The following is a 15,110-nucleotide window of genomic DNA, read 5'->3' as shown; positions in this document are numbered from 1 at the left end:
GCCTGTCGCCCTGAGCTTGTCGAAGGGCATCTCCTCAACCATTATTTATAACCTGTAATCTATTCAAACTATAGTTAGTAGTATAGAAGATGGATTTGGGTTTGTCAAGTAAAAAATGAACTATGGTTTTCTCTATTTTTCCCCTCTTTTTCCGTCATTCCGACTTGTTCGGAATCCATCTTCTCCCCTTTTCAGGAGAGTTTGTTCAATACTTCCCTCTCCCCTTGCGGGAGAGGGCGAGGGTGAGGGGGATATAACTTGTCTCATATGTCCTGAACCCATACAAGGTATTTGCACCCCATTGTTTATCTGCTATAATCCCTTTATGACAGAGCTTCTAAAATCCCTTCCAAATACCTTTATACCACTTTTCGTTGCCATAGGTATCTTTGGGATACTTCCAATATTCATATCCATGACAGAGCATATCCCACAGAGTAAAAAGAAAGCCATTGCCCGACAGTCGGTTATCACTGCCTTAGTTGTAAGCCTTGCCTTTACAGCAGTTGGCGAGATTATATTCGGGATTTTGGGAATAACCGTTTCAGACTTCAAGATAGCAGGCGGGCTTGTTCTTTTAGTCTTTGCAATTCTGGATTTCACAAGAAATGAGCGAAGGGCTAAGTTTACGAAGACCCCTGAGACGGTGGGTGTTGTGCCCATGGGGGTCCCTTTAATAGTAGGTCCTGCGGTACTTACGACAATCCTTGTCCTCATCGACCACTACGGAGTGCTCCCAACACTGACCTCGCTCATCATAAACCTGATTGTCGTTTATCTTTCTTTAGTGGGCGCACAGAGAATCGTAAGGTTCTTGGGCAAAAACGGCATCACTGCCCTGTCAAAGATTATGTCTCTTCTTTTAGCATCCATAGCAGTTATGATGATAAGATTAGGGATCGAAACCATTATAAAGTAATGCACCATGAAACTCGATGTTGTTTATCATACTGGAAGGGCTGATAAGCCTGCCTGTATCTTTATACATGGCCTCGGTGTGGACAAAGATATATGGTCGGCTCCTTCAAAGGCAAAGTTCTTTGGCGGACTGCTCCCTTTAAGCATGCTCGTCAAAGAGCCTAAAGGCATGAGGACTCTTTATCATGACCTTTTGGACATTGGCTATACAGTTGCCACATGGAGTCAGTCAAGACCTGTTGGACCTATGGATATAGCGGTTGATGAGCTAAAAGCCGTAATCGGTCTCCTTAAGGACATCAAAACAACAGGCATACTCCTAATAGGTCATAGTAGAGGAGGCTTGATTGCAAGGCAATACCTTGACAATCTAAGGCAGTCAGATGGCACAGCCATTCTCATAACGCTTTCAACACCTCATCATGGAAGCACTATGGCAAGATGGGCGGTCTATGCATCTTCTCTTTCTAACATCGTTAAGCCCATTATCCCCGGTAAAGAAAAAGGAAAGGTAACAAAGACACTTAAAAAAATCCTTGACCTTCTCGAAAGCACTGCTGTAAAGGAACTCCTTCCCGATTCCCCACTCCTTAAGTCATTAAAGCACACACGGCATGAAGGCATATACTCTGTTTCAGCCGGAGGAACTAACCCTACATTTATAACCATAGCCGGCATATCCATTTTAGATAGCCTCGGAAAACTCCTTAAAGGAAGGCTTCCAGAGGAGATGACAAAAGGCAAAGGAGACGGACTTGTCTCCCTAAAAAGCTCTATTCTTCCATTTGCAGATGAGCACCTGAGCTTCTGTGTCAACCATGCAGAGATGCTCGTTGACAGATTGGTCAGGGAAACACTATTTAAGAGGATAACGGCACTCGGATAAGTATGTACTTAATAGGATTTATTCTGTCTCTTATATTTTTGGGCATTGCCTTATTTTTAGGGCTAAGTGGAGCTATTCTGTCTCTTATATTTATGGGCATTGCCTTATTCTTAGGGCTAATCATAAAGAGGCTTAGAGAATCTCTCAAGAAAGAGCGTAAGCATCTAAGAAATCAGGCAGTCCTTAATGATATATTGACAAAGACTGCCCTTGAGTTAGATATAGAGCAAGTTGTAAACACAGTCATCGAAGGAGCAAGACAACTTATTAAATCCGAGATGTCTGCACTCGTTACCACGAAAAATAATGAGGTGACCGGGTTTTATTCAACAACCGAAGGTTCCTCCCAAGCCTGTAAAAGCACTCTGAGCGGAATCCTAAAAAGGGTTATCGAAGAAAGGATTTCCATCAGAGGCTCTGATATAACAAAAATACAGGGATTTAGAGGATTTCCTGAAAAGCATCCAAAGATTAAAAACATACTCATTGTTCCACTGATTTACGGCTCTCAAACAGGAGGGCTACTTATGCTTGCAAACCGCATTGGGAATGATGAGTTTTCTCCAGAAGATGAGACATTGCTTTTAAGCCTGAGCATTCACACTAACTTAGCCCTCGAAAAAATAGCCCTTCATCAGGAGGTCGTAAGACTCTCAAACACAGACAGCCTGACAGGGCTTTATAACCGCCGTGCATTTGACGAAAGGCTAAACATGGAAGTCCAAAGGGCACAAAGGTTTAACCGAAAGGTCTCACTGATTATGTGCGACATAGATTTTTTCAAGGCATTCAACGACACTTACGGTCATCCAGCAGGAGATAAGGCACTTAAAGAAGTAGCAGGCATTATAACAAAGAACATAAGAAAGATAGACTTCATTGCCCGATATGGCGGAGAGGAGTTTGTGGCTATATTAATGGAATGCCCTCTCGAGACTGCCTTAAAGGTATCGGAAAGAATAAGGACCGCTGTTGAAAGGCATGTGTTTCAGGTTGAGAAAAAAAATGTTTCTCTTACGATAAGCATTGGCATAGCGACTTTTCCACAGGATGCAGAAAACAAAGAGATACTGGTTGAACGGGCTGACAAGGCACTATATCAGGCAAAAACAACTGGCAGAAATAAAGTCAGTCCTTTTATGGAACTTATCTCTCTTCCTTAAGCTTAAATCTTACAGGTACCTCCACAGTCCATTTTATATATGGATAAGGCACTGCCCTCTTAATTGTCCTGATAGCCTCGTTGTCAAGAATGCTATAGCCTGAACTTTCAAGAATCCTTATGTCCTCTGGCATGCCTTTTTCGTTGATAGAAAACCCTGCAAGCACAGTGCCTTGTATGTTTCTTTTTCTTGCAATGAGTGGATATGAGACCTTGCTTGCAATTGCATCCCTTATCTCCCTTAGCAAGGCAGAGTAATTGTCTCCTTTGCCATCTAAAACTGCACACTGTCTTTCCCCCTCACCCTCTCCCACAAGGGGAGAGGGGATAAAAGGCTCTCCCACAAGAGGAGAGGGTTGATATATATCCTCTCCACTGACAGAGAGAGTTCTTTCAGTGTCCCCCCTCCCTTGACGGGAGGGGTTTGGGGAGGGTGGATAATATACCTTTTCAGGAGTCTCAACTTGAGCTGACTCTTTAACAACATTCTTGCCTAATGAAACCCTTTTATCAGGCATTGCATTTGATTCATCTATATTTTTAAGCTCTACGAATAAGACATCTCCTTTTTGAGATGAGCCTGTGCCTGAATGTGCTATAAGCCCTGTGGCTGAAAACACAAGCACATGCCCTATGGCTGAGACTATTAATGCCTTAATGATGCCCATAATTTCAAATCCAATAGACTTTCTTGTGCAGTAGAGCCTGTCATTCCGTTTTCTCCTTCATTTGTCATTGCGAGGTCGTTACGACCGAAGCAATCTCTGAGATTGCCACGCCTTCGGCTCGCAATGACAGAAAAAGGACACTCTAAAAAACTGCCTTTATCCCTCCATAAAACGACCTCCCCGGTGTTCCATAGCCTTTTGCCTCCACATAGTCTACATCTCCAAGATTTTCTATTCTTCCAAAAAGACTCAATGACTTTGTTACATTATAGCTTCCACTAAGATTCACAATTCCATACCAGGGAAGGTCATCGCCTGTTGATTTAGAAGAGTCGGCTCTACTTCCAACAAATAAATAATCCGCTCTTAAGGTGTATTTTCCTTTTGAGAGCTCTCCTGTTAAAGCGAACTTGTCATTGGGCCTACGGGGAAGCTTTTTATGGGTTGATTTGTCCTCTGTGTTAAGATGTGTATAGCCCATGGAGATATTCAGTATATCTATGGGCTTGAGGCTAAGACTTGACTCTATGCCCTTTACAGAGGCACTTCTTACATTCTGAGGCTGCCATGTCCATGGAGCGACCTCTGTCCACTGTATGAGGTCTTCATAATCCTGCTGAAAGTATGTAAGGCTAATGGATGCCTTATCAATATCCTTTTCAGCACCCACTTCCCATGCAGTGCTTTTTTCGGGCTTGAGATTCGGGTTTCCACTTGAGCCCCATGAGTCCTGATAAAATAGCTCATTCAATGTAGGTGCCCTGAACCCGGTTCCATAACTTAGCCTGACTCTTGCTGAGAAGGGCTTTATTTCATAGAGTGCACCAACTTTGTATGTTGTCTTATCTCCTGAGGTCTCATGCTCATCATATCTTAAACCTGCATTGAGGATGAGATTATCTTTAAAGGTCTTAAGCTTATTATTTAAGTAAATAGCTTTATTGTCCACTATTTTATCGAACACCAAGGTGTTATTGGACAGGTCCCTGTTTTCGCCTTGCTCTTCTCTGTATTCAGCACCTGCTGTGAGTGTGTATGAATCAGACAGATAGAGGTTATTTTGCCAGTCTACTGTGTCCATACCAGTTGAGATGTCAGAGTTATTCCGTGATGTATCAGGGTCTCTATATTCAAGGGAATCCCTGATAGAGGATAGTGTAAGAACCTGTTCCCATTTGTCAAAAAGATAGAGTTTTCCCCTTCCTGAGAGCATTGAATGGTATCCCCTCTGGATATAGTTCGGGTCATCCGATGAGCGGGCATCGAGCTCAGAAAGGTCATATGAGTGCCTGCCTGTGAATTCAAGCTCTAAGTTTTCCTTTACCTTAATCCCAAGCTTTCCTGAGAAAAAGGCATTTTCGTATCCATCCCTTTCTGTTCCTGATTTTGCAGTAGATATACCATCTGTCTTTAAGTAAGAGCTATTAAGCCTATAGCTAATCTTCCCAGTGCCACCTGACACTGAAAGAGATGGCTTATATGTGCTAAAACTTCCTGCCTCAAAGGATAGCTCTGTCTTAGGCTTACCCTTACCTTTCTTCGTAATGATATTAATTACACCTGCCATTGCCTCGGAGCCATATATTGTGCTTTGAGGACCTTTTACAATCTCTATTCTTTCTATGTCATCAACCGTTAAGTCTGAAAAATCATATGAGCCTGTGGTTGTGCTTTTTACTCTTATACCGTCAATCATCACCATTGTGTGCTCTGAAGAGCCACCCCTTATAAGCACATTGGCAAGTTTTCCCTTTCCACCTGACTGGATTAAGTTTAGCTCACTAACCTGCCTTAGGACATCTGCCACAAATTGAACATTCATCTTTTTAATCTCTTCTTCTTTAATCACAACTACATCAGATGTTGTCTCTTGAGAAGGCTCTTCAATCCTTCCTGCTGTTACAACAACCTCTTCAACCCTTACTTTTTCTTCTGCCCATACTGCAGATGCCATCACAAGCATAAGAAACACCACCAGAAACCTTTTCATAAAAACCTCCACTTCCCGCGAAGGGATTTTTGATGAGGCATAATCAGGTCTCCTGACTCAGGGCATCCTAATCGCCAGCCTTCCCATCCCGATGCTTCGGGACAGTGGCTTCTGGCTTTCGTTCCCTTTACAGTTGCGGGGCAGTTCCCGGTTTCCACGGGATTCCCCTCATATGCCTTATTTAACTGCCAATGGCAGTTAAATAACCTCATATTCCTTTATATCCAAAAACCAGTATTTCCAGAAACCCTCCTTAAGTACCTTCTCTGATTTTGTAATCTGGATTTGCCTTTTGAAGATAGGTCCATCATATACAAATGTATGAAACTCACCATTCTCACCACATGGACAGATATTTCTTGCTTTAAGGAGTTCAAGGAATTTTCTATCAACCTCTATTCCTACAAAATCACTTCCAAACAGGTCTGCCTTTGCACTTACGACAATAGCCTTAAACCCTGAATCGATAAATTCCTCAACAATCTTCTCAGCGTCGATATGCCATAATGGCTCTACGGGTTCGATTTCAAGTTCTTTACATACCCGTTCGACCCAATCCTTATGCTCATCTAAATAAATGTCCCCAAAAACCATTCCTTTAATTCCATATTTCTTTAACTCATTAACAGCAGATTTGAATTCATCTTCATATTTTTTCATATCAGGGCTTACTTCCTTCTGAAAAAGTTTTATCCCAATAGAATTTGCCTGTGCGTTAACCAAATCCGATGTTAAACCATGAAAACAGCACCTCTTATATTCCTTGCTAATGAAATTAACGAGATATTCAACCTTGTAACCTTCAAGCATTGCCTTATAGCAGGCAAGGCAACTGTCTTTTCCACCACTCCATGAAGAAAGATACATTTATTCCTCCTTATAGCTTATAAAGGCATCTTTTCCGTTTTTCTTTACAGTGAGGCTTATATCAAATGCCTCTTTAAGAAGTGCCTCTGTTAATACCTCATTAGGTGTGCCCATACCAAGAAGTCTTCCTTCTTTAATAAGCATTACCTTATCAAACCTGAGTGCTAAGTTTATGTCATGAAGTGCCATGACAACTGTGATATTCCTCTCAGAGTTAAGCTCTTTAAGCAACCTTATAAGCTCAAGCTGATATTTTATATCCAAGTTTTGAAGTGGCTCATCCAAAAGCAAAATCCCTGCTCCTTGTAGTAGGGTCATTGCAATAAATGCCCTTCTTCTTTCGCCACCACTTAGATTCTTTAGAAGAGAGTCTTTTTTATCCATAAGATTGACCATTGAAAGCGAAGAGTTAAGGCTCATCGGAGGGTTGCTCTTATATGGATATAAGCCCATCTCCACAAGCTCTCTGACCTTAAATGGCACTGATATATCGAGCACCTGTGGTAGATATGAGATGAGTTTAGCCCTGTCTTTGTCCTTTAAACTCCAGATTGGCTTTCCCCAGAGTATTGCTTTGCCTTCGTGTGGTCTTAGTATCCCACTTAGGAGTTTAAGCAATGTGGATTTCCCTGAGCCATTTGCACCTAATAGTGCGATGAACTCACCTTCCTTAATCTGAAGATTAAGCCCTTCTATGAAGTCATCTCCCATATAGGAAAACGAGCAGTCTCTAAGCTCCAATATCACCTTAGCCGATAACATCACGCCTCCTTAAAAGGTAAAGGAAATAAGGTGCACCTAATATTGCAGTAATAACTCCTGCTGGAATCTCAGCAGGCTTAAGAAGGGTTCTACCGAGCATATCCGCAGTAACCAAAAGCCCACCGCCACCAAGCATTGCCATAGGAATCAGTCTTCTCATATCTGAGCCTGTAATGGCTCTCATTATATGAGGCATTAAAAGTCCGATAAAGCCAATCATACCTCCTAAGGAGACCGATGAGGCAGTAAGAAGACATACTGAAGTAAAAAGTAGTATTGTCTCCTTTCTCGGAGAAAACCCTAAGCTATGGGAGAGGTCATCTCCAAGCAAAAGTGTATTTAATGCCTTTCCTCTTCTTATGGCTATAAACAGCCCTATTCCGATAAAAGCCATACCATAAGGGATAGATGACCAATCTGTCATGCCTAAGTCTCCAAAGAGCCAGAGCGTTGCCCTTCTTAATGCCTCGGCATCGGAGATACTCATAAAAAGCATAAGGACAGATGAAAAGAGAAACCCCACACCAATACCAGCCAAAAGAAGCCTTTCGGGCCAGAGCCCACCCCTTTTCCATGCCATAATGCCTACAATAATGCCTGTAAGGATTGCACCCATGAAGGCAAAAATAGGTGTTGTAAATCCACCAAGAAATGCACTGCCTGACATAATCCCTATTGTCGCAAAAAGGGCAGAGCCACTCGAAAGCCCTAATATGTAAGGGTCTGCAAGAGGATTACGAAGTAGAGCCTGAAGTATACAGCCACATCCAGCCAATGACATGCCCATAAGAAATGCGGTTACAACCCTCGGCAATCTTATATAAAGCAAAATCTCTTTTTCCATCTGAGATGCTGAAAACGGATTTATTGGCACAGGCATTAAAAATAAAGCCATGCCTGATATTGCTATTACCGCTAAAACCAAGAGTGAAACTCTTATCATTTCACAATCCCTTTCTCTATCTCTAAGCTGGCATCCGATAGCTCTTCTATGCCTTTTATGAGTCTTGGGGAAAGCCTATAAAGCATGTCACTCACATAGAAAACCTTCTTGTTTTTTACGGCAGATGTGCTTTTGAGCCTATAAAGAAGTTTCGCTGAAAGTTTTTTTAGCTCATCATGCCCGCCACCGATAAAGATAAGCTCAGGGTCCTGTCTTATGATTTCCTCTATCGAGTATTTTGGGTAATTTATAGCCGAAGCATCTCCGATGTTTTTATAGCCAATCAGAGTCAATGCATCGTTTATGGTTGTGCCTCCTCCGGCAACTATAAGGGGCTCTGCCCAGATGATAAAGATTACCTTCTTAGGTTTTTGAACCTGTTTTTTTAATCCCTTAAGAGCTCCCTCCATCTCTTTTGCTAATGCCTCTGCCCTTTCCCTTACGCCTAATGCGTCTCCGAGCTTTCTAATCTCATCTGGAAATTCATGTATTCTTCTTGCCCTCATTACATAGGTCTTTATCTTAAGGGAATGAAGTCTTTCTGCGAATTCCTTTGGGTTTCCATCGGTAGTCATTACGACTATATCGGGCTTAAGAGAGAGGACCGCCTCTAAAGAAGGGTTTGACATTCCGCCAATCTTTGGCTTTTCTTTTGCCTCCTTAGGGTAATCGCAGAATGTGGTTACACCTACGATTCTATCTTCGAGACCGAGGGCATAAAGTGTCTCTGTGACAGAGGGTGCAAGAGAGACAATGCGGTTGGGTGGCTGTGCAACTGCAGTAAAGCAGTAAAGCAGTAAAGCACTGACTACGAGTGATTTCAAAGCCCAGAATCTTTTTTGAAGCTCAAGGAGATGCTGAAATAACCCATGAAACAAGTTCAGGGCAGGATTCAGCATGGCATCTTTATTGTCATTCCGAACTTGTTTCGGAATCTCAACCATAGAGCACTCCATTAAGGAGTTTCACAACTGGAACTCCATCGTAAAACTCGATGATGTTTACCGATGCATAGTCCTGCTCTATGCTAAAGATATTCTCAAGAGGGATACCCATTAGACAGCAGAGTATAACCCTGTTTACGCCTCCATGCGAGACAATAGAGACTGCATCTCCGTTATGAGCTTTTAATATCTCATATAGCACCTTCATGACCCTTTCTTTTACCTCAAGTGTGCTTTCTCCTCCAATAGGGCTGAACCTCATGGGGTCTTTTGCCCATGAATCGAATGCATCTGGATAGGATGCCCTTATCTCATCGAAGCTCATGCCTTCCCATGCCCCGAAATTCCTTTCCCTGAGCTCAGGCACTACGATTGGCTTAAGGGCATTACCAGTGGCAATAATCTCGGCACTCTTTAATGCCCTTTGAAGCGAAGATGTGTAAACTGCTTTTAGCCTCATGTTTGAACCATTAAGCAGAGCCTTTATAAATGTGGATGTCTTTTTAATCTGCATTAGCCCTTTAAGAGAGATTGCAACATCGATACTGCCCTTATACCGCTTTTCATCCGCAGACTCTGTCTCGCCATGCCTTATTAGATATAAAGTCGTGACCATATGACCGCCATGAATAAAAATATAAGCTCCCCAAGCTCACCGATTGCACCGAGAGTGTCGCCTGTAAGTCCGCCAAATCGATTTCTGTAAAACCTGACCGAAAGAAGGCTCGTTATATAAAGAACTGCCATCACTCCTATGAACAATATAAGTGCTTTTTCCATCTGAGTCATGGACTGCGGCAGTGTAAGTATTGCTCCTGAGATTACAGGCAGTGTGACGATAAAAAAGACAGACAGGAAGGCAGGTATGAGCTGTCTTAAGCCTGTGCCTTCTATAAAAAGCCTTCCAAGTCCTTCATCCTTAGCAGGTTTCCCGTGAAACATTGCTATGAGCATTGCCCACTTTGATGTCACTGGCATAAGGAGTATGAAAAAGTAATAAAGCGAATACTCGGAAAGGGCATTGAGCGCAAGGTATTTCATCATGAGAGTTAACACAATTGCAGTAACCCCTACAGGACCAGTCCTTCCGTCTTTCATCACCATGAGCTTTTCTTCCCTCACTCCTCTTTTTGCAAGTGCATCGAATGTATCCGAAAGCCCATCTAAGTGAAATGCACCACTTAAAAGGACGAGGACCAAAATAACGACTGCAGGGGTTATTTCGGATGGTAATACCATATCCGAAAGAACAGCCATAGCCACAAGCAATATGCCCTGAATAAGACCTACGAAAGGGAATAAGGGTATGCCTTTTACGATATCCGCCACAGATACCGTCATGTCCTTTCTAAGCGGTATAATCGTTAGAAACTTAAGTGCAATCATAAGTCTTTTCATTCCCTGTTACTTACACCTGCAGATTGAAATGTAGCCATCTCTTTATAAATCTTAAGTCCTGCCTCAATGAGTAGCATTGCAAGTGCGGCTCCTGTTCCCTCTCCCAATCTCAGGTCAAGATTAAGTATTGGTCTTAAGCCCATTGCCTCAAGCATTGCCCTATGTCCTACCTCTTGAGAGAGATGTGCCGAAAACATGTAGTCTTTGACCTCTGGGGCAAGTCTATAGGCTATGAGTGCACCTGCAGTCGATATAAAGCCATCTACAACAACAGGGATTCTATTTAATGCAGCGCCAAGGCATATCCCTGCAATGCCTCCTATCTCAGTGCCTCCTACCTTGGAAAGGACATCGAGTGGGTCATTTGGGTCAGGCTTGTTTATCTCGATAGCCTTCTCTATTACCTTTATCTTATGTCCGAGGCTATCCTCAGTGATGCCTGTGCCTCTGCCAGTGACTTCTCTTACAGGTCTTCCTGTGAGAACCGATGCAATGGCACTTGAGGGTGTTGTATTGGCAATGCCCATCTCTCCTGTGCCAAAGATGTGATAGCCTTTCTTTTTATATTCATTTGCAAGCTCTATTCCAACCTCTATGCATCTGACTGCCTCATCCTTTGTCATAGCAGAACCCTTAGCTATGTTCTTTGTACCAGGCATAACCTTTCTATGGATGAGTCCTTCTGCCATTTTAAAATCATAATCCACTCCTATATCTATGACTGAGACATCTGCATGTGCGTGTCTTGCAAGGACATTTATCCCTGCACCACCCCTTAAGAAATTCAATACCATCTGTGCAGTTACTTCCTTAGGAAAAGCAGAGACTCCTTCTTCTGCTACTCCATGGTCTCCTGCGAATGTGAAAATGACTTTTTTGTTAATGACAGGCATAGTCCCCTCTGTAATAGAGACAAGCCTTTTTGCAAACTCCTCGAGCATCCCAAGGCTTCCCTGCGGTTTCGTGAGGTTGTCAAGATGTAACTGCGCCTTTTCGGCATACTCTGCCTTAACTGGCTTTATCTTATCGAGAATCTCTTTCAGCATATCCCTCTCCTTTTTGTATTTGAAATCTTAATTGGTATACCCGATACGACCAGATACACCTCATCTGCAATTCGAGCAACCTTCTGATTCAGCATTCCTGCCATGTCTCTGAACCGTCTTGCCATCTTGTTTTCAGGGACTATACCCATACCCACTTCGTTGGAGACAATAAAGATATTCGAGCCTGAATCCCGAATAATCAGGATGGCATTAATGAGTTCCTTTATCTGTTTTTCGATGTCCATTTCTTTATGCATTATGTTTGAAAGATAAAGCGTAAGACAGTCAATAACGATTGAACTATATTTACTGCTTAAGCTCCTAAGAAGCATACCGAGCTCGATTGGCTCTTCATATGTATCCCAGCCTTTTCCTCTCTGTCTTTTGTGCAGTTTAACTCTTAACCGCATTTCGCTGTCTAATGGCTTTAGTGTAGCTATAAAAGCCTTTTTGCCTTTAATCTTGGATGCTAATGTTATGGAAAGAGTGCTTTTTCCGCTTCTTGCACCGCCTGTTATAAATGTAATCTTTGCCATAAAACAAAAAATCCCCAGCCGTCGATGCGACTGAGGATTGCACCCTGATTTACTTCATCCTCTTACCCCTCTTCGACCGAGAAGGTAGCATGGCTACTCCAAAGGAGATTTTAAGCCTATGCTACTACTTAGGTTACAAACCTCTGTTTTGCAGAGGCTCGTAGCCTCACAGGCAGGTCTTCTGGCTTCCGGCTCATCCTACTTTACCCCCAATCCCGAATAATCGGGATTGGGGACCCCTTACCTTCCCATCCCGAAGCATCGGGACAGTGGCATCAGGGTTTCGTCCCCGGTTACAGCGGCGGGACCGCTCCCGAATTTGAGCCCCATCCCGAATAGTCGGGATGGGGGACCCCAGTACGGGATTCCCTATTAAGCCTTTCGGCACCTGAGGCTAATATTATAATTGAAATGTAAATAAAAAATCCACAACAAAAAAACACTCTGCCCTAATACACAAGGCTCAGGCTATCAGGCATCGCTTCAATAACTGCAGGGGTCCTTCCAATATAGTCTCCATCAACCTGAATCCGTGCAAAGCCCTTTATATCTATATAGGTCGCAGGCATGTATGTAATGTCTTTTAGTTTAAGGTGTCTGCCTCTCATAATGCCTGTGGCATATCTCAGTATGTCGAGTTTCCTTTTTCCATGCATTATAAATGCATAAAGAACTGGTTTTTTTATGTCTGCATCAGGTGCAATCCTGAAGTCCCCCCCGTATCTCGACAGATTGCTCACTATGAGGGAATAACCCCTGAAGGGATTGCCATCCACTACAATGGACAACTCATCGGGGCTCCATGAAAACAATTTTTTTATGCCGCTAAATATGTATGCAGTTTTTCCAGAAAGCCTTTTCCCCCTGCCATAAACTGCATTGGCATCATAGCCTACACCTGCCATTAAAGAGAAATATCTGGATTTGCCCTCACATTGGACATGCCCAAGCGAGACCCTGTGGGCAGTGCCTGTTAAAGCCTTTGAGACAGCATCTTTTAGATTAAATGGTATTTTGAGTTCCAATGCTAAGACATTCGAGGTTCCAAGTGGAATGACTGCCATTGGTAAAGAACTGCCTGCGATTACATTTATGATTTCATTACATGTGCCATCTCCTCCTGCCGAAACTATAAGGTCAGGCTGAAGGCTCAGGGCTTCTCTCAAGAGTCTTTCTGCATCTCCGGGTTTTTCTGTAATGAAAAGCTTTGTTGATGGAACACTTGATTTTATAAGAAGGAAGATTTCCCTCAGGAGCCTTTTCGATGACCTGCCAGATACAGGGTTACCTATAAGGGCTATCGAGGATTTCATTGACTAAGACCATGCCTTTTTTGATTTCAGAGACACCATTTATAAGGACTGGGCAGAGCTCGAGATACTCTATAAGGGCTTTTATATCGGTAGTTTCATTTACAAAAAACACCCTTCCTCCTAAGCTACTGCCATGGCTTTTTATGTTAGGTATCCTTAAATACCCAAGGTTTTTTGAGGCAACATAGCCTGTAGTGTAATCAGGGTCATCAGAGATACAAAGCTCTGCCCTGACATCGGGATGAGATGCTATTTTTGTGGCTAATATTAGTGCCTCTTTGACTGTATCGGTATTTATGCCATGCCTTGAAAGCCTTGCTGAAAGATGCCTTCGGAATGTTTTCCCGATGCCTATTCTGGAGACCCTTACCCCTCTGGACCTGTCGGGCTCAAGACGAATCCCCGTGTCTTTGCTTACAATAGAGGCACCCCTCAAAGGCTTCCTGCTTCCGATGACAGATTGCCCTGTTTTGATTGCATTCATAGATATCTCAAGGCTTCTAAGTATCCTTCTGACAATTCTTTTTGCCTCAGCCGTAGAAGTAGAGTTCAATGTGCATACAGGAAGTGCTTTAACGACCAATGGATTTTCCTTTAACTCTTCCAGTGTAATCACTATCTTATCAGGCTTTCCTTTTGAATGAGTTAGTGCCCTCTTTGCATAATTCTTTATTGCCTTCATAAGCTCGGACTCCATGTAAATGCCCTCTGCGCCTGTGATATGAAGGTCCGAAGATGAGCCCCTCATTCTTATGTTCCACATTTCAGTTATTGATTCTCAGGAAGGAGCCTGATGTTATAGAGGTGCAAGATATTAGAGTTTCCTTCCTCAAAGATAAAGCGATATATTTTATACTCAACCGGGTTTTTAAGTGTGTAGGCTTTGAATGATTTATACTTCCAGTCCGTCTGATTTATCTGCCTGTCTATTTCAACCCAGTTTATGCCATCGTTAGATGCTAAAAGCCTCCAGCTCTTTGGCATTAGCTGGGTGAGCTTCCAACTCAAAATCGTGTATGCCTCCTCAGTGAGCCGTCAAAAATAAGACGGATATTTGCTTCATTAGAAGAACCAGCGAATTGTGTTATTATTAAAGTCTCGCCTACAGGTCTTCTTCCAATGCGGGCATCATTCATGTCAATAACAAGTGTTGCGATATCTATTGGAACGACTTCATGTATCTGAAACACCGAAATACCAATCTTTTTGTCTAATGCATTAATGCCCATCTCTGACATCACTGCACTGAAGATTCCCGGCACCCAGCCATAATTAGTCGTATTGTATTTGAATTCATACGTAAGCTTACTTTCAATGAATGTAGATGCCCGCAGAGCACAGATAACCTTTAAATCCCTTACCCTGCCGAAATCCTTTACCTCTGACAGTTTCTGCCTGACAAAATTCAGCTCTGTGTTTGCATTCAGTGAACTGTTAAGAACATTACGGAATGCGAGGACACTGCAGGCAACCGTAAGGGATACCATAATTGCAATTGGAATATGTTTAAGCCTCGTTTGCCCTAATGAATACCATATACGCCATAAAAGCCAAAATATAGCTATTACTGCCATCGAAGAATATGTAAACACAGTTCGGTATGCAACAAAAGAGCCTTTTGCAATCAGCATTGGCGAATTTGCAAGTAGGATTAAGGCAAATAGGGAGATGACGATT

The 15,110-nt window shown here is 42.7% G+C and carries 17 protein-coding genes and 2 riboswitches; of the genes, 3 read left to right on the top strand and 14 right to left on the bottom strand.

Annotated elements, in window-relative coordinates; all coding sequences use genetic code 11:
• Positions 1-325: 325 nt before the first annotated feature.
• From HY805_09630 to HY805_09620, 3 genes are read left to right on the top strand one after another with little or no spacing between them, the layout of a single operon-like run.
• Entirely contained in the window at positions 326-919 is a 594-nt protein-coding gene (locus HY805_09630; protein MBI4824469.1) for a MarC family protein, read from the top strand.
• Positions 920-925: 6 nt separating this feature from the next.
• Complete coding sequence (locus HY805_09625) at positions 926-1,804, top strand: hypothetical protein (protein ID MBI4824468.1); 879 nt, start codon at positions 926-928, stop codon at positions 1,802-1,804.
• A gap of 2 nt (positions 1,805-1,806) precedes the next feature.
• Complete coding sequence (locus tag HY805_09620) at positions 1,807-2,967, top strand: diguanylate cyclase (GenBank protein ID MBI4824467.1); 1,161 nt, start codon at positions 1,807-1,809, stop codon at positions 2,965-2,967.
• On the opposite strand, the gene HY805_09615 is transcribed toward HY805_09620, so the two are convergent.
• From HY805_09615 to HY805_09550, 14 genes are all read right to left on the bottom strand, one after another.
• Positions 2,951-3,634 carry an energy transducer TonB gene (locus tag HY805_09615; GenBank protein ID MBI4824466.1) on the bottom strand — a complete coding sequence of 228 codons (684 nt, stop codon included), beginning with the start codon at positions 3,632-3,634 and terminating at the stop codon, positions 2,951-2,953. The genes HY805_09620 and HY805_09615 overlap by 17 nt on opposite strands.
• Positions 3,635-3,776: 142 nt before the next feature.
• Entirely contained in the window at positions 3,777-5,624 is a 1,848-nt protein-coding gene (locus HY805_09610) for a TonB-dependent receptor (GenBank protein ID MBI4824465.1), read from the bottom strand.
• A gap of 24 nt (positions 5,625-5,648) precedes the next feature.
• Positions 5,649-5,841: riboswitch (cobalamin riboswitch) on the bottom strand.
• Positions 5,823-6,491, bottom strand: coding sequence for a diphthine--ammonia ligase (locus HY805_09605; GenBank protein ID MBI4824464.1), 669 nt, complete (start codon positions 6,489-6,491; stop codon positions 5,823-5,825). (Overlaps the previous riboswitch by 19 nt.)
• The gene (locus tag HY805_09600) at positions 6,492-7,253 is read right to left on the bottom strand and encodes an ABC transporter ATP-binding protein (GenBank protein ID MBI4824463.1); all 762 of its coding nucleotides are present in this window, start codon (positions 7,251-7,253) and stop codon (positions 6,492-6,494) included.
• Positions 7,240-8,196, bottom strand: a complete 957-nt coding sequence (locus HY805_09595) for an iron ABC transporter permease (GenBank protein MBI4824462.1) — start codon at positions 8,194-8,196, stop codon at positions 7,240-7,242. The genes HY805_09600 and HY805_09595 overlap by 14 nt, the downstream gene beginning before the upstream one ends.
• On the bottom strand, positions 8,193-9,140 hold the full coding sequence (locus HY805_09590; GenBank protein MBI4824461.1) for a cobalamin-binding protein: 948 nt from the start codon (positions 9,138-9,140) through the stop codon (positions 8,193-8,195). Before HY805_09590 ends, HY805_09595 begins: the two co-directional genes overlap by 4 nt.
• Positions 9,133-9,756, bottom strand: a complete 624-nt coding sequence (locus tag HY805_09585) for a histidine phosphatase family protein (protein ID MBI4824460.1) — start codon at positions 9,754-9,756, stop codon at positions 9,133-9,135. The genes HY805_09590 and HY805_09585 overlap by 8 nt, the downstream gene beginning before the upstream one ends.
• Complete coding sequence (gene cobS / locus HY805_09580) at positions 9,735-10,538, bottom strand: adenosylcobinamide-GDP ribazoletransferase (GenBank protein ID MBI4824459.1); 804 nt, start codon at positions 10,536-10,538, stop codon at positions 9,735-9,737. The genes HY805_09585 and cobS overlap by 22 nt, the downstream gene beginning before the upstream one ends.
• Entirely contained in the window at positions 10,535-11,584 is a 1,050-nt protein-coding gene (cobT, locus tag HY805_09575; protein ID MBI4824458.1) for a nicotinate-nucleotide--dimethylbenzimidazole phosphoribosyltransferase, read from the bottom strand. The genes cobS and cobT overlap by 4 nt, the downstream gene beginning before the upstream one ends.
• Positions 11,578-12,111, bottom strand: a complete 534-nt coding sequence (gene cobU / locus HY805_09570; protein MBI4824457.1) for a bifunctional adenosylcobinamide kinase/adenosylcobinamide-phosphate guanylyltransferase — start codon at positions 12,109-12,111, stop codon at positions 11,578-11,580. Before cobU ends, cobT begins: the two co-directional genes overlap by 7 nt.
• 162 nt (positions 12,112-12,273) lie before the next feature.
• Positions 12,274-12,527, bottom strand: a riboswitch (cobalamin riboswitch).
• A gap of 42 nt (positions 12,528-12,569) precedes the next feature.
• Positions 12,570-13,433: a diacylglycerol kinase family lipid kinase gene (locus HY805_09565; GenBank protein ID MBI4824456.1), complete on the bottom strand. Its 864-nt coding sequence runs from the start codon at positions 13,431-13,433 to the stop codon at positions 12,570-12,572.
• Positions 13,405-14,196 carry a 6-carboxyhexanoate--CoA ligase gene (locus HY805_09560; protein ID MBI4824455.1) on the bottom strand — a complete coding sequence of 264 codons (792 nt, stop codon included), beginning with the start codon at positions 14,194-14,196 and terminating at the stop codon, positions 13,405-13,407. The genes HY805_09565 and HY805_09560 overlap by 29 nt, the downstream gene beginning before the upstream one ends.
• Positions 14,197-14,201: 5 nt before the next feature.
• Positions 14,202-14,417, bottom strand: a complete 216-nt coding sequence (locus tag HY805_09555; GenBank protein ID MBI4824454.1) for a hypothetical protein — start codon at positions 14,415-14,417, stop codon at positions 14,202-14,204.
• Positions 14,418-14,437: 20 nt separating this feature from the next.
• Positions 14,438-15,110 (bottom strand): hypothetical protein (locus HY805_09550; GenBank protein ID MBI4824453.1); only part of this gene is annotated, 673 nt, incomplete at its 5' end.

It is taken from the genome of Nitrospirota bacterium, assembly GCA_016207905.1.
In the GTDB taxonomy this organism is placed as follows: domain Bacteria; phylum Nitrospirota; class Thermodesulfovibrionia; order Thermodesulfovibrionales; family JdFR-86; genus JACQZC01.
This window is presented reverse-complemented; position numbering and strand designations above follow the sequence as displayed.